This window comes from Chryseobacterium sp. CH21, from assembly GCF_004119445.1.
Classification (GTDB): Bacteria; Bacteroidota; Bacteroidia; order Flavobacteriales; family Weeksellaceae; genus Chryseobacterium.
The window spans coordinates 38,099-60,058 of record NZ_QICI01000087.1 but is presented as its reverse complement, the minus strand read 5'-3'; the positions used below and the strand labels follow the sequence as shown (position 1 = coordinate 60,058).

Genomic DNA, 21,960 nt, shown 5'->3' with positions numbered 1-21,960 from the left:
AGAATAGTACAATAGAAACCTAATATAGCTTCCTGATTCCAACCTCCAGCTTCCAGCATTTACATTAAATTTCGCTTAAAGCAGAATTGATGAAGCTCAATTCTTCCTGTGAAAGGTCAATAGACATTGCTTTTGCGTTTTCGATGGCTTGCTGTGCATTTCTTGCCCCTGCCAATACGACTGTGATCGCTGGCTGCAAAGTAGTCCATCTTAATACAAGCTGAGAAAGGCTTGCTCCTTTTTCCTGAGCGATAGGTTCAATTTTTTCCAAGAATGTTTTCACTTTATTCAGATCAAACTGAGAGAAATATCCGTTTCTGTGGTCGTTATCTTTTAATTGGGTTTCTTTAAAATATTTACCTGTTAAAAGACCTCTTTCCATTGGGCTGTACACGATGATTCCTGTATTGTTTTCCAAAGAATAAGGAACAAGATCGTTTTCAATAGCACGGTTCAGCATGCTGTAAGAAACCTGGTTGCTGGCAAGTTGTAAAGTTCTGTTGGCTTCTTCCATTTGAGCTACACTGTAGTTACTTACTCCTGCTGTACGGATTTTTCCCTGCTGAATCAATAATTCCATGGCTTCTATAGTTTCGGAGATAGGCGTTGTGTTGTCCGGCCAGTGAAGCTGTAAAAGATCAATATAATCTGTCCCTAATCTTTTTAAGCTTTCTTCAACTTCTTTGATGATGTTTTCTTTTGAAGCTAACTTATAAACCGGAAGTGTCTTTCCTTCGTCTTCTGCATCAAAGAAAAATTCTCCTTTGCCATTATTGCTTCCATCCCATACCAATCCGAATTTGGTTAAAAGCTGGATTTTTGAACGGTCTTTTCCTTTGATAGCTTCACCGATCATTTCTTCACTCAGTCCGAAACCATAGAAAGGTGCCGTATCGATAGAAGTTACTCCATGATCCAATGAGGCATGAATAGAATTGATAGAATCCTGTTTTTCATTACCACCCCACATGTTTCCGCCGATGGCAAAAGCTCCGTGTGTGATGGTTGATAATTCTAAGTCAGTGTTTCCTAATTTTCTATATTCCATTTTTGTTTGTTTTAAAATTGTTGTTGTGTTAAACCACCCCGCCAAACCTTTTATTTGCTAAAATGTCATTCTGAATGAAATGAAATGTAATGAAGAATCTCAGATGATTGATTGTTAAAAAGATTCTTCCTTCGTCAGAAATCAAAGATTCGACGTAGTCAATGACAAAGTCCAAATAATTTGATTTTTGAGACAATCTAAATCAGTTTATCGACTATTTTGTTGGGGTTAAAAATTATCTGTTATTTCTTTAGTTCTTCTACGATAGCTTCTCCAACGCTTTTTGCAGACTGTGGATTCTGTCCTGTGATCACTCTCTGATCGGTTACCACGTGATTATGCCAAAGTCCGGATTTTTCAAACCTTGCACCTCTTTCTTTCAGTTTATCTTCCAACAAGAAAGGAACAATGTTGGTTAATTTTACTTCAGATTCCTCTTCATTGGTAAAAGCATTGATCTTTTTACCGTCTACAAGATATTTACCGTTATTCAGTTTGATATTCACCAAACCTGCAGGGCCGTGGCATACAGCGGTTACAATTCCTCCGTTTTCATAAATTTTAGAAGCAATATCTGCCAGTTCCTTATTATCTGCAAAATCCCACATTGCTCCATGTCCTCCTGCATAAAAGATGGTTGAATATTCTTTTGGATTCACCTGTGACGGAGTCATAGAATGATCAATCTTGTTTTTGTATTCCTGGTTTTCCCAGAATTCTTTATTGACAGGATCTTTCAAATCGAAGCCGTCTACGGGAGGAGTTCCTCCTTTCGGACTTACAAAGTCGATTTCATATCCTGCTTTGTGAAGAACTTCCCACGGGTGAGAAACTTCACCCAGATAATATCCTGTATTTTCGCCGGTACTGCCTTTTTTGTCATGGCTGGTAACTACGAATAAGATTTTCTTTTTCATATTCTTTGATTTTTTGGTTTGAGCCTGAGCAAATCCTATTGCAAAGACTGCCAGTATTAACAACGCTAATTTTTTCATGGTTAAATGATGTTGGTAAGATAAATTTGTGGTTTTTCCTGAAGCTTTTCATCTACTAAAGCTCCGAAAGCCTGAATGTAGGGTTGCTGATTGTGCTGAGCCAGTCCTTCTTTGCTTTTCCAGATTTCGTAGAAAACAAATTCATTTTTGTCTTCAATTCCCTGATGAAGGCTGTAAAGTTCACAGGCTTCTTCTTTCCTTGTTTCTTTTACCATATGCTGAAGAACTTCCAATACTTCTGCCTGATGTTCTTCTTTGGCTTTTATAATGGCTGTAAGATGTATTTTCATAATTAAATAAAATTTTCGATTGAGTTATAGATAGGTTTCCAGTCCAGTTCTGCTCTCGCTTTATCTGAACTGCATCTGCTGTTGGATGCAAATCCGAAATAGCCTCCCGCTGGACCGAATTGATTAACAGCTTCCTGTATACTTAATGACTTTGCTGGTTTTAAGCTGTATTTTTTACTGATGTTTTCTGCTATATTTTTCAAAGAAGATGAACCATTTTCTGCATAATAGATAAAACCTGCTTTTGCTTTTTCCAATGCAAGTACATACAGATCAGCAAGGTCTTCAATATGCAAATTAGACCAGATATTTTCCCCTTCGCCAAAATACACTCCATGTCCTTTTTCCTTAGAGAAGTTGATAAGAGCCGGGATCTGGATACTGTCTTTTTTTATTCCTAAACCTTCTCCGTAAACCATTGTAGGAACAATAACAATACTTTTTATGCCTTTGTTTGAAGATTGCAGCACATAATTGTTGATAAGCACTCTTGATGCCATTTCCAGTCTTGGCTGCAAAGGGAAATCTTCTCTGAAGATAAAGTCACTTTTTTGACCATTCTCTTTTCCTCCAAAAATAGCAGAACCTGAAGTAAATATAAACGTTTTATGACTTCCTTCCAGAGCTTTGATAAAGTGATCTGCTGCATAAGCATCATCCGCAGAATCAGCATTATGGATAACCGCATCTACACCGGAAACTGCTGTTCTGATAAGATCTTCATCATGAATATTTCCTACAATAGTTTTGATCCCTAATGACTCCAGCTCCTGAGCATAGGCTTCATTACGAACCAGACCTGTCACTTTATAATTCCTGTCAAGGAGTTTTTTTGCGATAGTTCCGCCAATATAGCCGGTAATTCCTGTGATCAGTACTTTTTTCATGATACTAATTCTGGTTTTAATTCTTTTTCAAATACGTTTCTTACATGCGCTCTGTACAATGTCATATCACGTTCTACATTGGCATTTTTCTCTACATCATGGAAGTGGAAGCTTTCCATTTTTTCTAATGAAACAAAGGCATTCATTCTGTGGAAACCAAATAATGGTCCTTCATCTACACTTTTTTCACTGAAAAATTCTCCAGGAAGAGTGAAAGCCGTTGCAGGAGCGTTCCAGCTGGTAGTCAGCATATATTTTCTTCCTCCAAGCATTCCTCCTGTTCCGTAGTTGATTTCGGGATTTTCGGCTTTTCTACCGTCGCTCATATAAATTCCTTTGGCATGTCCAGCTGTGAATACTTCATCAATATATTTTTTGAATCCGTTGGGCAATTGGAACCACCAGATTGGGGTATGGTAAACAATGTAATCTGCCCATACAAATTTTTCCACTTCTTCATTTTTATCGTAATTTTCGCTTACATTGGTTATTTTTACTTCTACATTATCAAATTCTTTAAGAGCTGCTAATGTATTTTCCGCGATCGTTTGATTATATTTTCCTCCGGAATGTCCGAAATTTTGCCCACCGTTGATGATTAGTACTTTTTTCATTTTTTTATGATTGTTTAAATTTTACTCTGCAAAGTTAGAATGGATACTTGTATAATAAAAATAATATAAATTATAGGTAATTATTATTTAAATGATAATTTTTTTTGATTCGAGTTGTGAATTTCGGGGTTATTTTAATCAGGAGTAATCATTCACCATTGACTTTGCGAAGCAAAAATTAACAATTGACGAATCTTCTTTTCATGGTGAAATGTCATACTGTCTGTTGCACCTGATCTCACAGCTCTCTTGTAAATTTGTTAAGATAAATAGAATGAATATGATACAGATTGCGGTCTTTAGTGATGTGCATGGAAATCTTCCGGTATTAGAGTCAGTGTTGAAGGATATAGAAGAAAGAGGAATTCATCAGAAATTCTGCCTTGGAGATCTTATAGATTTTGCACCCTGGGGAAATGAAGTAATAGAAAAGATAAAAAGCTTCAATATTCCTTGTCTAATGGGAAATCATGATGAAAGAATTGCCTTTGATATTCCTGTAGTTCCTTTGTCTAAACATTCTGAAGAAGAGACTGAAGCAAGATTTATTGCTATTGATCATTCTAAAAAACATATTACAGAAGAGAACAAAAATTTTTTATCAGAGCTGCCTTTTCATTTAAAATTAAACTATAAAGTAGGGAATAAGCACTGGAATATTCAGCTGGTTCATTCCAGTTTATCAAGCAATGATACCTATTTATATGAATCAGAAGAGGATGAGATGTTTACAAATATGCTCAAAGATTCTCAATCTGACATCATTGTGATGGGGCACACCCATTTATCTTTTAAAAAACAGTTTGAAAATAATACATGGGCTATTAATTGTGGTTCTGTAGGGCGTTCTAAAGAAGAAAATAGACTGGCTTCTTATTTAGTATTGACTTTAGACGAAGAAAAAATCACCCCTGAGATTGTACAGCTACCCTATCCGATTGATGAAACTGCCCGCAAGATACGGGAAAGCGGCATTCCGGATTACTATGCTTCATTTTTGAAGAATGAAAAAGTATCAATATTATAATTATTTTGTAATTTTACATTATAATATTAATAATTAAGTCATGGTTAATTTAGAATGGTATCGTACTTTTAAGGCGATCTATAAAACCGGGACATTGACGGGAGCCGCTGATGCTTTATTTATATCACAGCCGGGAGTAAGTTTGCATTTAAGTTCTCTGGAAGCTTATGTAGGGTATAAGCTGTTCGATAGAACTGGTAGAAAAATGATCCCGACAGAAAGAGGAAAAGTATTGTTTAATGCAGTTGCCGAACCTATTACCAAACTGGAAGATGTAGAAAAGAATTTTCAGAAATCAACAGAGAAACATACTCCAACCATCAGTGTGGGGATGTGTTTTGAAACTTTTCAGACAACACTGGAACAATATGTTTCTTCGTTGCCTTTTAATCTGATTATCAGTTTCGGAGAATATCCGGAAATGCTGGATCAGCTGGATAAAGGAATTCTCGATCTGATCATCACACCAAAAAAGGATCTTCACCCAATATCGAACATGAAGCATTTTCTTCCGAGCAAATCATTCTGGTAGGAGGGAAGGATGTGGATAAAACAGTATTCAACAAGGTATTGAAAACAAAAGATGCAGAGCAGATTGAAGAATGGCTGAAGAACGAAAAATGGTATGGAACCACCGGAGATATGGAACATCTTTTCCAGTACTGGATAGTAAATTTTGGGCATAAACCGAATTTCCGCCCCAATTATATCGTTCCCAATATGAATTCAATTATCCGCTGTCTGAAAGGAGGGACGGGACTAGCTGTTGTTCCTGATTTTTTATGCAGGAGGGATCTTGAAAACGGCGATATTCAGCTCATTTGGGAAGGAAAGAAAAAATTTGAAAATACATTGTATTTCGGATGTCGTAAGAAAACCAATTATCAAACCGAAATAGAGCATATTAAAGGTTTATTCCGTAAGGTGATGGCGTAATAGAACCATATCTCTCATCTGTAAACCGTTTTCATAAATGGGAGCAGGATAATTTTCAATAAAAAAATCTTTCAGAATTCCACTTTTGATGAAACCGTTTTTCTCATAAAATCTGATCTGTTGGAAACCGGTGTCCGATGTTCCGACAGTCAGTGTTTTATAATGATTTTCTTTCGCAATTTCTTTTGCTTTATCCATGAGGATGCTTCCGATTCCTTTGCTTCGGTAGCTGTCAATCACTGCAATATTTTTAATTTCCAGCTCCATAGTGCTTTTTTTGTACAATGCCATTACAGCAATATTTTCTGTACCGTCATGTAAAAGGTAAATGTCAGCATTGAAAATATATTGATTAATTGCCTCTTTGGTTTCATCAGCCAGCAGCAATAAATGATAAGGTATTTCCGAATCAGAATGTAATAGGCTGAAAGTGAAATTTTCCATTTACAGACTCATATGAATAAGTGGATAGTCTTTTCCTGAACCGTCTTTCTCGGACCTTCCGGTCTTTTTGAAACCCATTTTTTCATAAAATCCGATAGCTTGTGGATTTTGTTCATTCACATCTACTTTGGTTAGTCCGGTTTTCTCTTTCATAAACTGATAAAGTGTTTTTCCATAGCCTTTTCCACGCGTGTCATTATGAATGAAAAGCATTTCCAGATTGCCTTCTGCTACGGATGCAAACCCTTTAGGTTCATTATCTTCAGTAATTAAATACACTTCCAGATTAGGGAGATAGTCTCTTGGAATGGCTTCTTTGAAATAATTGAAATCCTCTTCGGCAAGAAAATCGTGCGTTGCTTTTACAGCTGATTCCCATATTTTCATAATTCTCGGATAATCTTCTGCTGTAGCCAATCTGATATGTTGTGACATGATTTTAATTTTAAACAAAAATAGGAAAAATGGAGGTGATGCGCTAGGAGAAGGGTGAATTTCGTGGCTGGAAGCTAGAAGTTAGAAGTAGAGATAGTAGGTTTTATCAACCCCTCATTCCCCTTCTCTGAAGGGGTGGATTTTTGTGAAGCAAAAAGACGGGGTAGTTTAAACCTCATCTTAAAAACCTTATTAAATAACAATTTTTTAAGAAGAACAGTAAAATTGGTAAGCCGAATTTTCAATTTTTTGTTGCAAATTTGTTTATCACTTTATAGTAATCAGTAAAATAAAGATTTATGCAAAATAAAACCTATACAGGGCAACCTGTGGTAACATTAAATAACGGAGTGGATATTCCGGCTTTGGGCTTTGGAGTATGGCAGATGGAAGATTTGAAAGAATGCGAAAACGCTGTAATCAAAGCTATTCATGCAGGATATAGAATGATTGATACGGCTGCCATTTATCAGAATGAAACAGCAGTAGGTGCTGGCGTAAAAAATAGCAGTGTAAACAGAGACGAATTGTTTATCACCTCAAAAGTATGGGTTCAGGATCATGGATATGAGAAAACGAAAAGTGCTTTTCAGAGAACCTTAGACAGATTGCAGATGGATTATCTGGATATGTATCTTGTTCACTGGCCTTACGGAGATTTCTTAGGTACATGGAAAGCTTTGGAAGAATTGTATCATGAAGGAAAAATCAAAGCTATTGGAGTGTGTAATTTTACCATTGAGAAGCTGGAAGAATTGAAAGCCAATTCAAGTGTTTTACCTGTGATTAATCAGATTGAACTGCATCCTGTTTTTCAGCAGAAAGAACTGCAGGTATACGACAGAGAAAATAATATTGTAACACAGCCATGGAGCCCTCTTGGAAACGGTAATGCCAGCCTTTTAAGCAATCCTGATCTGAAAGCGATTGCAGAAAAATATGGGAAAACTGTAGCACAGGTTATTCTTAGATGGCATCTGCAGGAAGGATTTGTAGTAATTCCAAAATCTGTAACACCATCAAGAATTGAAGAAAACTTTAATGTGTTTGATTTTGAACTGACAGAAGATGAAATGAATGTTGTCCGCTCTTTAGACACAGGTAAAAGATTGTTCTTTGATCCTAAAGACCCTGAGTGGGAGCAAAAAATGCTAAATTCCGTAGCAGATATTTAATTTAGAATTAAAAAATAAAATGCTTCCCGCAGTTTTCATGAATTTACAGACTTACAAATCTGAATTATTGTGAAATCTGCGGGATTTTAAATAATATCCCATGACAGCAAAAGAATTCATAGAAACACTCGCATTGTTTAAGAACGAAAAAGAGCTTAGTAAGGTTGAAAAGTTTTTCAAAGGAAACGATGGTATTACGAAGAGTTTCGGAGTGAAATTCGGAGATGTTTTTAATACAGCTAAAGAGTTTTCGATGATGTCTCTGGATGAGATCAATAAACTTCTTGATAGTGATTTTTATGAAGTAAGAATGGGAGCGGTGAGTATTATGGATTATCAGGCAAGAAGTAAAAAATGTCTGAAGAGCAAAAGAAAGCCCTTTTTGACCTGTACTTTAGCCGTCACGACCGTCTTAATAACTGGGATTTTGTAGACAAAGCAGCCAGAAGTATTATCGGGGAATATCTTATGGATAAACCAAGAGATATTTTATATCAACTTGCTTATTCTGACAGTCCATGGGAGAGAAGAACGGCCATTGTAAGTACTCATGCATTTATCCGAAAAAATGATGTAGAAGATACTTTTGCTATTGCGGAAATTCTTGTTTATGATCCGAACGAACTGGTGAATAAAGCCGTAGGAAGCTGGATCAGAGAAGCTGGTAAAAAAGATAAAAAGAAACTAAATGATTTTCTCAGTGCTCATGTGAAAACAATGCCGGCCGTTACATTTTCCTATGCAACAGAAAAACTGGATCCGGAATTAAAATTACACTATAAAGCACTCAGGAAGACAAAATAAACCTCAAAACTTTAAACCTTAAACCCACATTCTGAGCAATATCATATCCTGAAATAAAAAGTATTGCTTTGTTCTTCGTACATTTTAATAAAAATAATTCTTATGTTTTGGCCGGATACAATCAGTAAAAAGCTTGGGATAAAATACCCTGTTATTCAGGCTCCAATGTTTGGAGTAAGTACCGTAGAAATGGCTGTTGCAGCAACTAAAGCAGATTGTCTGGGATCCTTGGCTCTGGCTGATCTTTCTGCAGGACAGTCTGTTGAATTGATAAGGAAAATAAAAACATTGACTGATAAACCTTTTGCAGCCAATATTTTTGTACATCACATTCCGGAATTGACTGATTCTTTAAAGATAAAGTATGCTAAAACCAAACAGTTTATTGAGCAGCTGGCCAAAGAAAATGGTATCGAAGTGGCTCTTCCGGCTCTTGAAGAAATTAATGTAAACAGCTATCAAGAACAGATTGATGTTATCATTCAGGAAAACTGTAAAATTGTAAGTTTTACTTTCGGAAATCTGGATGATCAGAGTATTCAGAAATTAAAAGAAAACGGAGTTACTCTTGTCGGAACCTGTACTTCTGTGAAAGAGGCTTTGTTGCTTGAAAAGTCCGGTATTGATATCATCTGTGTTCAAGGGATAGAAGCTGGTGGTCACAGAGGGAGCTTTGAAGCAGAAAATATTCCGCAGATCGGAGGATTGTCTTTGCTGTCACAGATTTATGACCAGGTGAAAGCCCCTTTGATTTATGCAGGAGGAATCTATGACGCAAAGACATTACAGGCTGTCAAAGATCTTGGAGCGCAGGGTTTTCAGATGGGTAATCTTTTATTGGTATCTCAGGAAAGTGCTTTACAGCCTTTTGAAAAGGAAAGGCTTAAAAGAGTAAGGGAAGAAGATATTGTTTTAACAAAGAGTTTTTCCGGAAGGTATGCCAGAGGGGTGAAAAATCAATTTATAGAAATGGTTGAAAATTCAGAATATATCTTACCTTATCCTTATCAGAACAAACTCACCAACGCTTTGCGTAAAGCTGCGAAATCCTTGCAAAATCCTGAATTTGTCGAACTCTGGATAGGGCAGTCGATCCATCAATATAGTGAACTTTCTACAGAAGAAATTTTGAAGAAACTGATTGAAGCATGTGAAAAATAGATGAGTATGTTTTCAATGTGACAGTAATTTTATATTTTCGTGACTCAGTGTTATCTGATGTGCCGAAAGTTCTTTCTTACAGAATTCTTTCAGGGATATCAGTTTAATTAAATATAAAAACTAAAATCAACGAAAACATACATGAAATTTTCAGAAGGAATTCAAAGATCACTTCCGTTCGGCTATCTTTTTCTTGTGGTGATGGGAATATTAAAAGAGAGTGTCTTCTATTATCAGATAGGTATTAATATTCTGAAATATTCAACCATCATGGACATCCTGATCAGTCCAATTGCCACTTTAACGGCTCATCCGATTATATTATTTGCTCTCATTGGAGTCGTTGTTTTCTCATTTGCTTTTCCGTCATTTTTATCAAAACAGGCTAATAAAAAGAAGCGCTGGGCTCTGCAAATGGCATCCCTTAAGGAACATGAAAACATGAGTAAGGAAGCTATTGAAAATCATTTTACCAATATGTTTGTGAGATTCCTGGCTATGATGCTGCTGTCTTTCTTTGTAGGAATTGGATGGGGTGAAGGTTTGGGGCTTACCAGAAAAATAAGAGAAAATAAGCTTAAATATGATAATAAACTGAACTATGGGGATGAAAACTCTGAAGAGGTTCATCTGATAGGATCCAACAGTATGTATTATATTTATTTGGCTAAAGGGAGTAAAACGATAAAAATTTCACCGGTTGGATCCATCAAAAGTATTGAGCTGACTAATAACAAAAAATTAAAGTAAAACTAAAAAACTAAAGACAATCTTTAGTTTTTTATAGCTCATCCTGTAATTCACTCTGCCAATGAAATAGGGGATTGTTTTTTACTCTATCTATTGAATATCCTGAGAAGGAAAATTCTTTTGGATATATTCTGAAGGGGTAATATCTTCTATTTGTTTAAACACTCTATTGAAGGTTGTTTGATTTGAAAATCCAGCTTCAGTGTAGATATACATCAGAGTGATTTTCTGAAGATCAGTTTCTGACATAAGTTTTTTTACATAATTAATTCTATATTCATTCAGGTAAGCATTGAAATTCTGATATCCTTTATTTCGTATGATTTTGGAAAGATAATTATAATTAATATTTAATTGGATACTTAGCATTGAAATGTTGAGCTTTGGATCTTTGAATAGCCCTTTTGTACTCATAATATAGTTGAGTTTTTCAAATACCTCATTAACGGTTTTCTGATTTATCGTACTTTCTTTTCTTATTGATTTACTTGTATCTGAAAGTGGTGAATGCTCACTTACGGATTGCATATTGAGCACAAGTTCAGATTGGAGATCGGTAAAAGCTTTAATTTTATTAAGCTTGTCATGATAAATAAATAGCAAAACGATGACTGCAAAAGTATATATGAAGTTGAGAATATCTGAAAAAATGACCTGATTATGGGGGTATTTTGGAAAATGGATGTCAAAAAAAGTTATGGTGATGTAACATGCCAGAATATTCCCCAGCATATAGAGTAAATACCTTACCGCCCATTTTTTGAAAAGAATACATAAGCAGCAAGGGGAAGTGGAAACAGAGTTGCAAATAAACTGATTGAGTTATTCCAAAAGGTAAGCATAATATAAAAATGATATGCTGGCGCGATAATCATATATGCTCTTATGATCTGGTTAGCAGTATATCTGTTTTTTATCAGGAAATTACTGTAAATCAGAAAAATAAGCCCTCCTAAGAGGTAATTTGCCATCTTTGGGATATAGATGTAAAAATGAAAAACAGCAATCAGTATAATTAATATACAACAGGTAAGCATATTGTACTGCTGAATAAATCTTTTTTTAAGACTTTCAATATTTTCTAAATAAAAATTTTCCATTAAAAAGTGTTTTCCAAATAATTTTCAAAAATATTTTATTTAAATATCTTTTAAACAATATCTTATCTTTTATTCAGTTGATATTGAATTTTGACTGATTCTCTGTTTATCTGATCTATTCAAACCTTTAGTTTTGCAACAAATACAAACTAATTGCTTACTGAAGTTGTAATCAATTATAAATAAAGAATTATAAAATTTCTACGATTATTTGATGCTGTAAAATTAGTAAAAATACTGAAGCTGTATAAAATTAGTAAAAATATTCATCGGATATTTTTTAGTGGAATTCAAGTTTTCTTTTAAAGTATTCCAGTGTAGGGTAAAAATCCAAATGTAGATTTGCTACAATTGATCTCTTAATATTTTAATAATAATGTCAAAACAGTGAGTATTCCTCATTCTAATGTAAATACCGCAGGAACTGTTAATATTACTACCTCCACCAATAATGGGGTAAGTTTTACAACAACAGAAAATATTACAACAGCAAGTAATTTAATGATAATATTGGAACTTCTTCAAACAGCACAGATGACTATGGAGATGCAAGCTTCTGGAATAATGGCTAGGCAAGCTGGAGACCGCATAATTTTAACCTTAAATCAGGAAATTATGAGGGCCGTATTATCCAGAATTGGATAAAATAATATAACTAAAAACTAATAACCTGTTAAAACACAATTACATATATATTCACCAAAAAGCTTCGGATATATTCTGAAGCTTTTTGATTTATTTTTATTCGTTGTATTCAATAATGAGCTGATTCATTGCGGAGCCGGTAAAAGTGGTTGTTGATCCACTTAAGTCATTCCATCTTCTTTCTGTACTTCCGGCGGTATTATAGATATGAGTAGATCCTTCGGTTCCACCGGAATTATTAGGTTCCCCCGTAGCAAACCAGTTTTCTGTGGTGGCAGGATTGGTAGACCAGTTCATTCTGAACTCTTCTCCGGTAATCCATTGAAGCCTGTCCGGGTTACCAGGTCTCTGAATTTTATTAAAACCTATCCATATATTATTGGCTAAGTTGTAACCTGTTCCTGAAGCTACTATATTGGTTGCAACCCATATTCTTTCCGCATCATTGGGCATCGTTACCAGATACCCTCCCATTTGTTTCCCGAAGCTGTATGCATTGAACCAGTTGATTCCCTGTGAAAGCTGATAAGCACAATAAGTATGGTTATTTCCTGTCCATTTTTTGCAGCCAAGTTCCGTAGCGGTTCCTCCTCCTGGAACAGCTCCTGGTGGCTGGGGTCTTGTGGCTGCTGGTTTCGGATCATAACCCAATATGGAATTATTGAATCCAGATGATGTTCCGGCACTCAGGTCACTTCTGGCAATCTTTCTTACATTTCCACTGGCATCGGAAGAGAGTATATCATCAGCTGTAGCACCTTGTGGCAAAGTTCGGGTTCGTAATTCTCCATTGATGTCCAGTGTTTTTGTAGGAGCTGTTGTATTAATTCCAACTTGAGCACTTGCGAGACAAGGTAAAATAATGAATAATAAAATTGATTTTTCATAGGTGTTTTTATCATTCATTAAACTCAATAATAAGCTGGTTCATGGATATACTGGAATTTGCAGTTAATGTTCCATTCAAATCATTCCATTTTCTTTCAGCATTTACACTGCCTGCAAATATATGGGTGGCTCCCTCTACGCCTCCTGAATTGTTAGGTTCTCCGGGATTAAACCAGTTTTCTGTAGTAGCAGGGTTGGTAGACCAGTTGATTCTAAATTCTTCGCCTGTAATCCATTGAAGCTGATCCGGATTTCCTGGTCTCTGAATTTTATTAAAGCCGATCCAAACATTGTTAGCCAGGTTATAACCTGTTCCTGAAGCAACAATATTGGTATTAACCCATGTTCTCTCCGCATCATTAGGCATTGTTACCAGATATCCTCCCATTTGTTTTCCAAAACTGAATGCATTGAACCAGTTAATAGCTTGTGATAGCTGATAAGCACAATAGGTATGATTATTCCCAGACCATTTCTTGCAGCCTAGCTCAGTAGCAGTACCTCCTCCCGGAACTGAGCCTGGTGGTTGTGGTCTTGTAGCTACAGGTTTTGGGTCGTATCCCAATATGGTATTGTTGAATCCGGATGATGATCCGCTACTCAGTTCACTTCTGGAAACCTTTCTCACATTTCCATTGGCATCTGTAGAAAGTATATCATCGGCAGTTACCCCAACAGGTAAAGTACGGATTCGTAATTCTCCATTGATATCAAGAGTTTTTGCAGGTGTAGTTGTATTAATCCCAACCTGCGCACATGCGGCAAATGGTAAAATAATAAATAAGACAGTTTTTTTCATTTTTATGCTTTTTATTTCTCTCAAATATATAAAAATATTTCGCAAAAATAATTCACAATTTATTGATTGTCAATTAATTAAATGATTGTTTTAGAATCGTATTCGTATGTGTATGTGTTTATTGGTAGAAGGTTTTTATTAATAATCATTTTGGAATGAAATAAATAAAACATATTTTGATTATTTTGATGATTTATTTTATTGGAAAATAAAAACTCCTTTCAGATGAAAGGAGCTTTATTATGTTGAGGATTTTTTAGACTGATAAATTTTTATACCCACCTGTATCTGATAATCTTTATTTTGTTAAATCAAGACCACCGAAATTTCCGGAACTCATCATTAGATAAACACCGTTTGTTTTATCCAGTGTATTCCAGTAAGCGTGAAGATCTTCAGCATTCGTGAAAACCTTTAAGTTTTCATTTTTGAATTTTTCTTTGATAAACTCAGGAGATATAGGTTCCATTCTCTTGATCTTCAAAGCATCTTCGGAGTAGAAAACAATGGCTTCTTCAAGACCATCCATGGCGTGGTCATATTGCTCAAGGAAAGCCGGATTTAAGCTGGAGTAGGTATGAAGCTCAAGAAATCCGTATTTCTTATTGTTTTTAAACTGTTCTGCAAAAGCTTTTACAGCTGCCTTTACCTTACTTGGTGCGTGGGCAAAATCTTTATAAAGAGTTCCCTTATCTTCTCTTTCTACCTTTTCAAGACGTTTGGAAGCTCCTTTGAAGCTCATAATCGCTTCATAGAAATCTTCATCCATGATGCCAAGCTGCTGGCAAATATGTCTTGCTCCTTCCATATTTAACAGGTTGTGGGCTCCAAAAACAGAAAGTGGAACATCTCCCATTTCGGTTTTCAAATATACTTTACCATTATTGATTTCGTATTCAGGAGTTTTATAAGGGATTTTCCTGAAATAGTTCTCAGCGTTTTCCACTACTTTTACTACTTCAGCATCTTCTTCATTGAATACCAAAACGCCGCCTGCTGTAATACTTGCTACAAACTTTCTGAACTGATCAATATAATCATCAAAAGTTTTGAAAACATTAATATGATCCCATGCAATACCACTCATTAAAGCAATATTGGGCTGATACAGTAAAAACTTCGAACGAAGATCGATAGGGGAAGAAAGGTATTCATCACCTTCCAATACCATGAAGTCATTATCCTGAGTCAGTTTTACCATACAGTCGAAACCTTCAAGCTGAGCTCCTACCATGAAATCTACATCTTTCTGGTGAAAATTCAGTACATGAAGGATCATTGAAGTAATGGTTGTTTTACCATGTGACCCTGCAATGACAACTCTGGTTTTGTTTTTTGACTGTTCGTACAGAAATTCAGGATAAGAATATATTTTCAGACCCAGTTCTTTTGCTTTTGCAAGTTCAGGGTTATCCTGATGGGCGTGCATTCCAAGAATAACAGCATCAATATCCGGAGTGATCTTTTCCGGGAACCAGCCCATTTCCTGAGGTAGAATTCCTTTCTTTTCCAATCGGGATTTTGAAGGCTCAAAAATAGCATCATCAGAACCTGTAACCTGATATCCTTTGTCTTTTAATGCAATTGCAAGATTGTGCATGGCGCTTCCGCCAATGGCAATAAAGTGGGTTTTCAATTGTATTTACTGTTTTTTAACATTAGTATTTATGATCTGCTGGAAAGCTTCAAGAATATTGTTCCAATTGGTCTGATAATTTGAAATAATCAGACTGGCATCTGTTTTACTGCCTTCATTGGGACCTTTCTTGATGTTGATGGAAGTTGAAATATTGTCATACAATTTTTTACGGTCTTCCTGTATTCTTCTGAAATTATTTTGAGAAAGAACCTGATCCAGTTTCTTCAGATCTTCATCAGAAATTTTAAAGTCCTGTTTGTATTTTTTGCCCTGCCCTTCAAAAGAGTAGTGTACGTTATTACCTTTTATAAGCATGTTTTCATATACAGGAGCAAAGCCTCCACTTTTCGAATAGCTGATATCAAAATCCGAATATACTTTTTGGCTGTTGCATGAAACTAATACTATGATTGCGAATAAGATTCCAAGTATTTTGTTCATAATTTTTCTATTTACTTTAATTATTTGAGTCCTTTTGTTCTAATTTTTTAGCTTTAAGTTCTTCATCATAACTGTGTAATAGGTTGAAATCTTCTGTCTGCTCAATGGCGGTCATGATTTTCAATAAAATTTCCGGTGCTTTTTCATTATCATAATCAATATCCAAAGGAGCCTTGAATTCCATCGTAGGTTTTACACCGGTTACCTTTACGCGGAGTCCTTTTTTATCAAAAGCTCTTCTGAATCCGTTTATTTTGATTGGAATTACAATAGGACGCTGATTTTTCACCAATTTGGCAGTTCCTCTTCGTCCCTGTGCAAAAGCTGAAGTAGTTCCTTGAGGGAAAGTAGCCACCCAGCCATTGTCCAATGCTTTCATAATATTATCTACTTCGCTCATGTCTACCATTCTGTTGACATTTTTTCCTTCTGCTCTCCATGTTCTTTTTACTGTTACAGCCCCCGCAATTTTAAAGATTTTAGGAAGAATACCTTTATTCATGGTTTCTTCTGCTGCTACGTAGTAAAAATCAATCTTAGGGTTTAGCAGATAGATCGGGTTTTTTATCGTGTTTAAATATCCGTTGTTTACAGCACAGAAGGCGTGATACATTGCCGCCACATCTGCAAAATAGGTCTGATGGTTGGATACAAAAAGTACATTAGAATCCGGAAGATCCACGAGGTGTTCTGTACCGGTTATCTTTAACTTATTAAAGCCGTTGAATCTTCTGTATGATACAACTCCTAAAATAAAAATAATAAACCTTTTCAAAAAATAAGGGGTTCCGAATGCATCGGTAAAATATTTTTCTTCGCCATCTCTCAATTAAACACGGTAGTGCAAAGTTACATTTTTTTCAGCAACTGGCTGAATTCACTTAATATCATTGCTGTAGCACCCCAGATAATGTATCCGTTGAAATTGATAACAGGAACTTCATGTCCGCTTGCATTAGGCAAAGCCATGAGTTCGGGGGTATCAGACAGGTTTAGAAAGGAAGTAATAGGAAATTCTATTGTTTCCACAGCTTCTGTCTGCTGAAGAACGAAGGTAGGATCCTTTTTAGTATAAGAAATGTAGGGATATACATAAAAATTGCTTGGTGGGATATAAATAGGAGACATCTCTCTGATGATCCTTACATAATGTTTATCTATTCCTATTTCTTCAGAGGTCTCACGAACTGCAGTTTCAGCAAAATCTCTGTCCATTTCCTCACGCTTACCTCCAGGCAGTGATATCTGCCCGCTGTGTCTGTCATGTTCATTAATGGTTCTTTGGATCAATGGAAAATACCACTCGTTATCTTTTAAATAAAGAACAATGTTGACAGCTGCAAATTTGGGATTCTTTGCCAATACTTCATCATAGGTAAAAACGGGTCGGGAGGGAGGAGAGAATACTCCATGTGCATGTTCACCGGGAAGTTCCACACTTTTTATTTTTCGTAATAAATCTTTTCCAAAATTTTCCATACCTCAAATTTAACAATATATATTGAAGAAATAAATGCCTTAACATTAATTAACCTATGCGGAAATTAGGAGAAGAAGATGGTTGGTAGTGAATCGTACTTCAATAATAAATCATCATTACCAGCAAGGAAGAAAAATTTTAAATTTTAATCTTAAAAACTTCAATCTTTAATTTTAATCATCAGAATTACTTCCCCGGATAAACAAAAAATGAGTAGTGAAGGTAAAAAGTTTAAACCCCTCCATTGTGATGTTTTAATGCTATACTAAAAGTGAAATAATGAGTGTGGTGAGTATTTGTAAACTATTTAATATTCACTATTTACTGACTTACTGTTAGTTAATAATTCACTGCCGTATTTTCCCTTCACTGAAAACAATGACATCGGTACAACGGCAATTGGTGATCCCTCCAACTATAAACCGTGACTTTTGAAATTTACACTTTGATGGTGGTTTTTCACTTTGATGTAGAAGCTACCTTTGCCTTACTATTAACCAATTAATTTTTACTAAGATGAAAAATTTACTTACAGGTGTACTTACACTATTCGCCATGAGTTTCGGATTTGCACAATTCAATATTGATGTGACTACCCAAACAGGAAACTTAAATGTTGCTACTGTAGACCAAACTGGTCTTTTGAACATTAATTCTCTTACACAGACCGGGAATCGTAATACTGCAGATATTGATCAGGTTGGAATCTTAAACGTCAATAATGCACAAAGTATCGGAAACAGAAACTCTATAGATGTCGATCAGGTAGGTATCGGAAACTCAAATGAAGTGATGCAGATGGGTAACAGAAACTCTGCTTCAACATGGCAGCTTGGAGTACTTAACTCTACAGAACAAACTCAGATCGGAAGAAGAAATGATGCTTCTTCAGTACAGATCGGATTAGGTAACACAGTCGTTCAATATCAGGACGGAAGAAGAAATGATGCTTCGGCTCTTCAGATAGGTAGCGGTAACGAAGCGTATCAAATTCAGCTTGGAAGAAGAAATGATGCCACTGGAGTTCAGGTAGGTGCTAACAATATTCTTGTTCAATATCAGGATGGTAATGATAACAGTGCTACTCATGCACAAGCAGGAAACGGTAATATAGCAGCTTCTGTTCAAGTAGGTGATGACAACACTTCTGTAGGAGTACAGGCAGGTAACGCCAACCAACTTTATCAGTTCCAGGTAGGAGATTCTAACACAGCTATTGACCTTCAAATGGGTAACGGAAACTTTACCTGGGTAGCTCAAAGCGGTGATGGTCATATCCACGTAGGAACTCAGATGGGTAACGGAAACTCAATGATTGTGAATCAATCCAATTAAGCCCTATAACACATACTGTAAATCTTAGAAATTGTAAAGGAGAAACTACAGTGTTTCTCCTTTTTTACCTTCAATTTTCTCCGATTTGTATAGATGTAATTAAAACCAGATAGGCTATGTTTACTTTAAGATGGAGTGTCTTTGCTCTTTTCGCACTACTGCGAGTGCAGGCACAAGAGATAGACTGGGATAAGGTCAACAGTAATACAATCCTTAATCTTATAGCCAGGCAGCAGACTGATCAGAGTTCTTACGGTTCCAATATCATTCAGATGGGTGATTATAACAATGCAGAACTTTCTCTTAACGCCCGAACCAATATTGTAGTAAAACAGCTGGGAGATTTCAATACCCTATATTTTATCAATTCATTTACAGATAAAGAAACAAAAGCTGCCGTTACTGCACAGGGAAACAACAATATTATTGATGTTACAGGAAGCAACAGTATTTCGGACGGAATTCAGATCAATGTAAAAGGGGATAATAAAACAGTTTTTATGAGAAACTATTAAAACACAAATGATGAAACTTTTATATTCCCTTTGCCTGAGCACCTTTTTGCCTTCCTGTCTGTATGGGGTTATGGGCAGGAAGATAAAAAAGTAAATGCCAGGATAGAGAGCAGCCTCCTTGAAAATCAGATTATATTGAAAGCGATTGTTATGAATAATACTACCGTTTATAAGGAGTTGAATTACCTTTTGGTTTCTATTAAAAAAGGAAACGGGGGGAATCTTTCCAACAATCAGCAGAGTGGTAAATTTTCAGTCAACCCCAATGAAGTCAAAATATTATCAGAGATCAGTGTGAATCTTGAATCAAAAGATGCGTTGAAAGCTTTCCTTTATATCAGAGATGAAGAAACACAAAAGCTGGTAGCCAAAGATAGTCTGGAACTGAACAGTGATCTTTTTAAAAAGAAAACAGCCAAGATAGAAGAAGATGCTGCATACGAACTGAGGGGACTTACTATTGATGAGACGAAAACTAAGGTGGGAAAAGACTTTTATGATATGTTTTACATGCAGTACAGCCAGCTTCCGGATAAGAGCAGCAGCGCTGTTACTATTACAGAACTTCCTCTTCGTGGAACAAGTGGCCAGATTAATATTCAGATGGAAGATAAAATCATTTACAGTTTTATGACCAATCCGGCAGAAGATTATTTAAAAGAACAGCTGGTCTACAGCTTAAAATATATCAAGGAATTTAACGCTAAGAAAAACCTTATTAAAAATGAATTCATCTACTAAAAATGTCCGCCATGAAAACCTTTATCATTATTTTGACCTTTATCGCGGGTATTTTCTACGGAAAATCTCAGCAGCTCGTTTATAAACCGGTAAATCCGGCTTTCGGAGGAGATACATTTAATTATCAGTGGCTTTTAAGCTCTGCTAATGCACAGAATCAATTTGATGAAAAAATGATTACAGCAATTTGCTTGATCGTGTAAACTCTCTTGACAGTTTTACCCAGAGTCTTAACAGACAAATCCTTAGTGAACTTTCAAGAAAATTGTTTGATGAACAGTTTGGTGATGGAAATATAAAGCCCGGAAATTATCTTTTTGGATCGCTTTATTTACAGATCACCAATACTAATCAGGGACTTTTAATCAATATTTTGGATACCAGTAATGGCGATCAGTCCGAGATCGTAATTCCGAAATAAAGAAATAACTAAAAATAAACTTACCATGACAACCTACACTTACACCAGAATCTTTTTCTGTAGTTTCCTGCTATGTGTTCTGCAGGCTTGTAGTTCAATATTTGGTTTACCTTCGGATCCCGAAAAGCCAACGATGGGAGAGGTTACCTCTTCTACCGCAGAATTGAGAAATCTCCCACTTCCCAAAGAGAAGATTGTAATAGGAGTCTACAAATTCAGAGACCAGACCGGCCAGTACAAACCTTCCGAAAACGGAAATAACTGGAGTACGGCAGTTCCTCAAGGTACCACTACCATTCTCATCAAAGCATTGGAAGACAGCCATTGGTTTATCCCTATTGAAAGGGAGAATATTGCAAATCTTCTCAATGAAAGACAAATTATCCGCTCCACACGTCAGGAGTACATAAAGGATGCAGACAAAAATAGTCAGGCACTTCCCCCTCTTTTATACGCCGGAATTCTTCTTGAAGGCGGTGTCATTTCTTATGACAGCAATATTCTCACAGGAGGGCTTGGAGCCAGATATTTCGGTATCGGAGCTTCCACACAGTATCGTCAGGATAGAATTACTATTTACCTTCGTGCTGTTTCTACTCTCAATGGAGAGATTCTTAAAACGGTTTATACCTCCAAAACAATTCTTTCAACCAGCGTAAACGGAAGTTTTTTCAGATACATTGATACGGAAAGACTTCTTGAAGCTGAAGTAGGTCTTACTCAGAATGAGCCTGTACAGCTTGCTGTAACCGAAGCCATTGAAAAAGCGGTAAAATCACTTATTGTAGAAGGAATCAGGGATAAAATTTGGGGAAAAGCAGTAGATCCCAATGGACCCTACCAAACCTTGATTAATGATTATAACAAAGAACAGGAGCAAAATGATGGAAGAGTAGTAGGTGGCAAATATCCGGAAAACTACAGACAGAAATTTTCCATGTTCGCCAATGTTGAAGGGCAAAAAGTCAGAGATGATTATGTAGGTCCTAAAATGAACGTTGGAGGAAAAATAGGATTTAAATATTTCCTGACTCCCTATCTGAATGTAGAATTGAATGGTAATTATTTTACGCTTGAAAATTCAAATATTGTGAAAAGAAACTACTACGGTCCCGAAGTGAATCTGGAGTATATACTTTTCCCAAAATACAGATTCAGTCCCTACCTATATGGTGGAGCAGGAGCCATGTATTCAAAATATAAACCTCAATATAAAGCGCAATTCGGTGGAGGGCTGGAGTATATGATCAGCCGTAATGTTTCACTGAGAGCTTCCGCACAATATGACATGGGCTTCAAAGACAACTGGGAAGGCCTTGTAAACGGAAAAAGAAAAGATCAGGCTTTACGCTTTGGTATAGGAATCAATTTTTACTTCGGAAACAAATAA

27 protein-coding genes and 1 pseudogene are annotated in these 21,960 nt (G+C 36.0%); 14 read left to right on the top strand and 14 right to left on the bottom strand.

Going from position 1 to position 21,960, the window contains the following annotated elements; translation table 11 throughout:
* Positions 1-64 precede the first annotated feature (64 nt).
* The 5 genes from BOQ62_RS18200 to BOQ62_RS18180 all read right to left on the bottom strand — a co-directional run bounded on the left by BOQ62_RS18200 (position 65) and on the right by BOQ62_RS18180 (position 3,834).
* Positions 65-1,048 (bottom strand): aldo/keto reductase, encoded by a 984-nt coding sequence (locus tag BOQ62_RS18200; RefSeq protein ID WP_129041735.1) that lies wholly within the window; start codon positions 1,046-1,048, stop codon positions 65-67.
* Between the two features lie 242 nt (positions 1,049-1,290).
* Positions 1,291-2,043 carry a type 1 glutamine amidotransferase domain-containing protein gene (locus tag BOQ62_RS18195; protein ID WP_228414304.1) on the bottom strand — a complete coding sequence of 251 codons (753 nt, stop codon included), beginning with the start codon at positions 2,041-2,043 and terminating at the stop codon, positions 1,291-1,293.
* Positions 2,044-2,045: 2 nt separating this feature from the next.
* Complete coding sequence (locus tag BOQ62_RS18190) at positions 2,046-2,333, bottom strand: putative quinol monooxygenase (protein WP_129041733.1); 288 nt, start codon at positions 2,331-2,333, stop codon at positions 2,046-2,048.
* A 2-nt stretch (positions 2,334-2,335) separates the two neighbouring features.
* Entirely contained in the window at positions 2,336-3,220 is an 885-nt protein-coding gene (locus tag BOQ62_RS18185; protein ID WP_129041731.1) for an NAD-dependent epimerase/dehydratase family protein, read from the bottom strand.
* The gene (locus tag BOQ62_RS18180) at positions 3,217-3,834 is read right to left on the bottom strand and encodes an NAD(P)H-dependent oxidoreductase (RefSeq protein WP_129041730.1); all 618 of its coding nucleotides are present in this window, start codon (positions 3,832-3,834) and stop codon (positions 3,217-3,219) included. The genes BOQ62_RS18185 and BOQ62_RS18180 overlap by 4 nt, the downstream gene beginning before the upstream one ends.
* Before the next feature lie 280 nt (positions 3,835-4,114).
* Between BOQ62_RS18180 and BOQ62_RS18175 the strand changes: the two genes are divergently transcribed.
* On the top strand, positions 4,115-4,861 hold the full coding sequence (locus BOQ62_RS18175) for a metallophosphoesterase family protein (protein WP_129041728.1): 747 nt from the start codon (positions 4,115-4,117) through the stop codon (positions 4,859-4,861).
* A 40-nt stretch (positions 4,862-4,901) separates the two neighbouring features.
* A pseudogene (locus BOQ62_RS18170) lies at positions 4,902-5,797 on the top strand (LysR family transcriptional regulator).
* On the opposite strand, the gene BOQ62_RS18165 reads toward BOQ62_RS18170, so the two are convergent.
* The gene (locus tag BOQ62_RS18165; protein ID WP_129041726.1) at positions 5,774-6,241 is read right to left on the bottom strand and encodes a GNAT family N-acetyltransferase; all 468 of its coding nucleotides are present in this window, start codon (positions 6,239-6,241) and stop codon (positions 5,774-5,776) included. The pseudogene BOQ62_RS18170 and the gene BOQ62_RS18165 sit on opposite strands and share 24 nt — an antisense overlap.
* Positions 6,242-6,676, bottom strand: coding sequence for a GNAT family N-acetyltransferase (locus tag BOQ62_RS18160; RefSeq protein ID WP_129041724.1), 435 nt, complete (start codon positions 6,674-6,676; stop codon positions 6,242-6,244).
* 299 nt (positions 6,677-6,975) lie between these two features.
* On the opposite strand from BOQ62_RS18160, the gene BOQ62_RS18155 reads away from it, so the two are divergent.
* The 5 genes from BOQ62_RS18155 to BOQ62_RS18140 all read left to right on the top strand — a co-directional run bounded on the left by BOQ62_RS18155 (position 6,976) and on the right by BOQ62_RS18140 (position 10,566).
* The gene (locus BOQ62_RS18155; RefSeq protein ID WP_129041722.1) at positions 6,976-7,851 is read left to right on the top strand and encodes an aldo/keto reductase; all 876 of its coding nucleotides are present in this window, start codon (positions 6,976-6,978) and stop codon (positions 7,849-7,851) included.
* Positions 7,852-7,951: 100 nt separating this feature from the next.
* The gene (locus BOQ62_RS23960; protein ID WP_262708359.1) at positions 7,952-8,284 is read left to right on the top strand and encodes a DNA alkylation repair protein; all 333 of its coding nucleotides are present in this window, start codon (positions 7,952-7,954) and stop codon (positions 8,282-8,284) included.
* Positions 8,206-8,655, top strand: coding sequence for a DNA alkylation repair protein (locus BOQ62_RS23955; protein ID WP_262708358.1), 450 nt, complete (start codon positions 8,206-8,208; stop codon positions 8,653-8,655). The genes BOQ62_RS23960 and BOQ62_RS23955 overlap by 79 nt, the downstream gene beginning before the upstream one ends.
* Before the next feature lie 102 nt (positions 8,656-8,757).
* Positions 8,758-9,816, top strand: coding sequence for an NAD(P)H-dependent flavin oxidoreductase (locus BOQ62_RS18145; protein WP_129041720.1), 1,059 nt, complete (start codon positions 8,758-8,760; stop codon positions 9,814-9,816).
* Positions 9,817-9,957: 141 nt separating this feature from the next.
* On the top strand, positions 9,958-10,566 hold the full coding sequence (locus tag BOQ62_RS18140) for a hypothetical protein (protein ID WP_129041718.1): 609 nt from the start codon (positions 9,958-9,960) through the stop codon (positions 10,564-10,566).
* Positions 10,567-10,656: 90 nt separating this feature from the next.
* Here the strand turns inward: BOQ62_RS18140 and BOQ62_RS18135 are convergent, their stop codons facing one another.
* On the bottom strand, positions 10,657-11,094 hold the full coding sequence (locus BOQ62_RS18135) for a helix-turn-helix domain-containing protein (RefSeq protein ID WP_164976788.1): 438 nt from the start codon (positions 11,092-11,094) through the stop codon (positions 10,657-10,659).
* A 959-nt stretch (positions 11,095-12,053) separates the two neighbouring features.
* Here BOQ62_RS18135 and BOQ62_RS18130 point away from each other — a divergent pair.
* Positions 12,054-12,311, top strand: a complete 258-nt coding sequence (locus BOQ62_RS18130; protein ID WP_129041714.1) for a hypothetical protein — start codon at positions 12,054-12,056, stop codon at positions 12,309-12,311.
* Positions 12,312-12,407: 96 nt separating this feature from the next.
* Here BOQ62_RS18130 and BOQ62_RS18125 read toward each other — a convergent pair whose 3' ends face one another.
* The 6 genes from BOQ62_RS18125 to BOQ62_RS18100 all read right to left on the bottom strand — a co-directional run bounded on the left by BOQ62_RS18125 (position 12,408) and on the right by BOQ62_RS18100 (position 17,557).
* Complete coding sequence (locus BOQ62_RS18125; RefSeq protein WP_129041712.1) at positions 12,408-13,217, bottom strand: C-type lectin domain-containing protein; 810 nt, start codon at positions 13,215-13,217, stop codon at positions 12,408-12,410.
* Positions 13,210-13,998, bottom strand: coding sequence for a C-type lectin domain-containing protein (locus tag BOQ62_RS18120; RefSeq protein WP_129041710.1), 789 nt, complete (start codon positions 13,996-13,998; stop codon positions 13,210-13,212). Before BOQ62_RS18120 ends, BOQ62_RS18125 begins: the two co-directional genes overlap by 8 nt.
* Before the next feature lie 298 nt (positions 13,999-14,296).
* Complete coding sequence (locus tag BOQ62_RS18115) at positions 14,297-15,634, bottom strand: UDP-N-acetylmuramate--L-alanine ligase (RefSeq protein ID WP_129041708.1); 1,338 nt, start codon at positions 15,632-15,634, stop codon at positions 14,297-14,299.
* Between the two features lie 6 nt (positions 15,635-15,640).
* The gene (locus tag BOQ62_RS18110; protein ID WP_129041707.1) at positions 15,641-16,078 is read right to left on the bottom strand and encodes a hypothetical protein; all 438 of its coding nucleotides are present in this window, start codon (positions 16,076-16,078) and stop codon (positions 15,641-15,643) included.
* A 16-nt stretch (positions 16,079-16,094) separates the two neighbouring features.
* Positions 16,095-16,907, bottom strand: coding sequence for a lysophospholipid acyltransferase family protein (locus BOQ62_RS18105; RefSeq protein ID WP_129041705.1), 813 nt, complete (start codon positions 16,905-16,907; stop codon positions 16,095-16,097).
* Between the two features lie 20 nt (positions 16,908-16,927).
* Complete coding sequence (locus BOQ62_RS18100) at positions 16,928-17,557, bottom strand: NUDIX hydrolase (RefSeq protein WP_129041703.1); 630 nt, start codon at positions 17,555-17,557, stop codon at positions 16,928-16,930.
* 517 nt (positions 17,558-18,074) lie between these two features.
* Between BOQ62_RS18100 and BOQ62_RS18095 the strand changes: the two genes are divergently transcribed.
* The 6 genes from BOQ62_RS18095 to BOQ62_RS18075 all read left to right on the top strand — a co-directional run bounded on the left by BOQ62_RS18095 (position 18,075) and on the right by BOQ62_RS18075 (position 21,960).
* Positions 18,075-18,893 (top strand): hypothetical protein, encoded by an 819-nt coding sequence (locus tag BOQ62_RS18095; RefSeq protein WP_129041701.1) that lies wholly within the window; start codon positions 18,075-18,077, stop codon positions 18,891-18,893.
* A gap of 116 nt (positions 18,894-19,009) precedes the next feature.
* Positions 19,010-19,408: a hypothetical protein gene (locus BOQ62_RS18090; protein WP_129041700.1), complete on the top strand. Its 399-nt coding sequence runs from the start codon at positions 19,010-19,012 to the stop codon at positions 19,406-19,408.
* Positions 19,409-19,438: 30 nt separating this feature from the next.
* Positions 19,439-20,149 carry a curli production assembly/transport protein CsgE gene (locus BOQ62_RS18085; protein WP_228414303.1) on the top strand — a complete coding sequence of 237 codons (711 nt, stop codon included), beginning with the start codon at positions 19,439-19,441 and terminating at the stop codon, positions 20,147-20,149.
* 11 nt (positions 20,150-20,160) lie between these two features.
* A complete protein-coding gene (locus BOQ62_RS24125) occupies positions 20,161-20,352 on the top strand; it encodes a curli assembly protein CsgF (RefSeq protein ID WP_317127396.1) in 192 nt (63 codons plus the stop codon).
* Positions 20,337-20,570 (top strand): curli assembly protein CsgF, encoded by a 234-nt coding sequence (locus tag BOQ62_RS24120; protein ID WP_317127395.1) that lies wholly within the window; start codon positions 20,337-20,339, stop codon positions 20,568-20,570. Before BOQ62_RS24125 ends, BOQ62_RS24120 begins: the two co-directional genes overlap by 16 nt.
* Before the next feature lie 25 nt (positions 20,571-20,595).
* A complete protein-coding gene (locus tag BOQ62_RS18075) occupies positions 20,596-21,960 on the top strand; it encodes a CsgG/HfaB family protein (RefSeq protein ID WP_129041698.1) in 1,365 nt (454 codons plus the stop codon).

What these genes read in the sequence shown, in the direction of transcription:
- BOQ62_RS18200 (WP_129041735.1), bottom strand. Translation starts at nt 1,048, where the DNA reads ATGGAATATAGAAAATTAGGAAACACTGACTTAGAATTATCAACCATC.
- BOQ62_RS18195 (WP_228414304.1), bottom strand. Translation starts at nt 2,043, where the DNA reads ATGAAAAAATTAGCGTTGTTAATACTGGCAGTCTTTGCAATAGGATTT.
- BOQ62_RS18190 (WP_129041733.1), bottom strand. Translation starts at nt 2,333, where the DNA reads ATGAAAATACATCTTACAGCCATTATAAAAGCCAAAGAAGAACATCAG.
- BOQ62_RS18185 (WP_129041731.1), bottom strand. Translation starts at nt 3,220, where the DNA reads ATGAAAAAAGTACTGATCACAGGAATTACCGGCTATATTGGCGGAACT.
- BOQ62_RS18180 (WP_129041730.1), bottom strand. Translation starts at nt 3,834, where the DNA reads ATGAAAAAAGTACTAATCATCAACGGTGGGCAAAATTTCGGACATTCC.
- BOQ62_RS18175 (WP_129041728.1), top strand. Translation starts at nt 4,115, where the DNA reads ATGATACAGATTGCGGTCTTTAGTGATGTGCATGGAAATCTTCCGGTA.
- BOQ62_RS18165 (WP_129041726.1), bottom strand. Translation starts at nt 6,241, where the DNA reads ATGGAAAATTTCACTTTCAGCCTATTACATTCTGATTCGGAAATACCT.
- BOQ62_RS18160 (WP_129041724.1), bottom strand. Translation starts at nt 6,676, where the DNA reads ATGTCACAACATATCAGATTGGCTACAGCAGAAGATTATCCGAGAATT.
- BOQ62_RS18155 (WP_129041722.1), top strand. Translation starts at nt 6,976, where the DNA reads ATGCAAAATAAAACCTATACAGGGCAACCTGTGGTAACATTAAATAAC.
- BOQ62_RS23960 (WP_262708359.1), top strand. Translation starts at nt 7,952, where the DNA reads ATGACAGCAAAAGAATTCATAGAAACACTCGCATTGTTTAAGAACGAA.
- BOQ62_RS23955 (WP_262708358.1), top strand. Translation starts at nt 8,206, where the DNA reads ATGTCTGAAGAGCAAAAGAAAGCCCTTTTTGACCTGTACTTTAGCCGT.
- BOQ62_RS18145 (WP_129041720.1), top strand. Translation starts at nt 8,758, where the DNA reads ATGTTTTGGCCGGATACAATCAGTAAAAAGCTTGGGATAAAATACCCT.
- BOQ62_RS18140 (WP_129041718.1), top strand. Translation starts at nt 9,958, where the DNA reads ATGAAATTTTCAGAAGGAATTCAAAGATCACTTCCGTTCGGCTATCTT.
- BOQ62_RS18135 (WP_164976788.1), bottom strand. Translation starts at nt 11,094, where the DNA reads ATGCAATCCGTAAGTGAGCATTCACCACTTTCAGATACAAGTAAATCA.
- BOQ62_RS18125 (WP_129041712.1), bottom strand. Translation starts at nt 13,217, where the DNA reads ATGAATGATAAAAACACCTATGAAAAATCAATTTTATTATTCATTATT.
- BOQ62_RS18120 (WP_129041710.1), bottom strand. Translation starts at nt 13,998, where the DNA reads ATGAAAAAAACTGTCTTATTTATTATTTTACCATTTGCCGCATGTGCG.
- BOQ62_RS18110 (WP_129041707.1), bottom strand. Translation starts at nt 16,078, where the DNA reads ATGAACAAAATACTTGGAATCTTATTCGCAATCATAGTATTAGTTTCA.
- BOQ62_RS18100 (WP_129041703.1), bottom strand. Translation starts at nt 17,557, where the DNA reads ATGGAAAATTTTGGAAAAGATTTATTACGAAAAATAAAAAGTGTGGAA.
- BOQ62_RS18095 (WP_129041701.1), top strand. Translation starts at nt 18,075, where the DNA reads ATGAAAAATTTACTTACAGGTGTACTTACACTATTCGCCATGAGTTTC.
- BOQ62_RS18090 (WP_129041700.1), top strand. Translation starts at nt 19,010, where the DNA reads ATGTTTACTTTAAGATGGAGTGTCTTTGCTCTTTTCGCACTACTGCGA.
- BOQ62_RS24125 (WP_317127396.1), top strand. Translation starts at nt 20,161, where the DNA reads ATGAAAACCTTTATCATTATTTTGACCTTTATCGCGGGTATTTTCTAC.
- BOQ62_RS18075 (WP_129041698.1), top strand. Translation starts at nt 20,596, where the DNA reads ATGACAACCTACACTTACACCAGAATCTTTTTCTGTAGTTTCCTGCTA.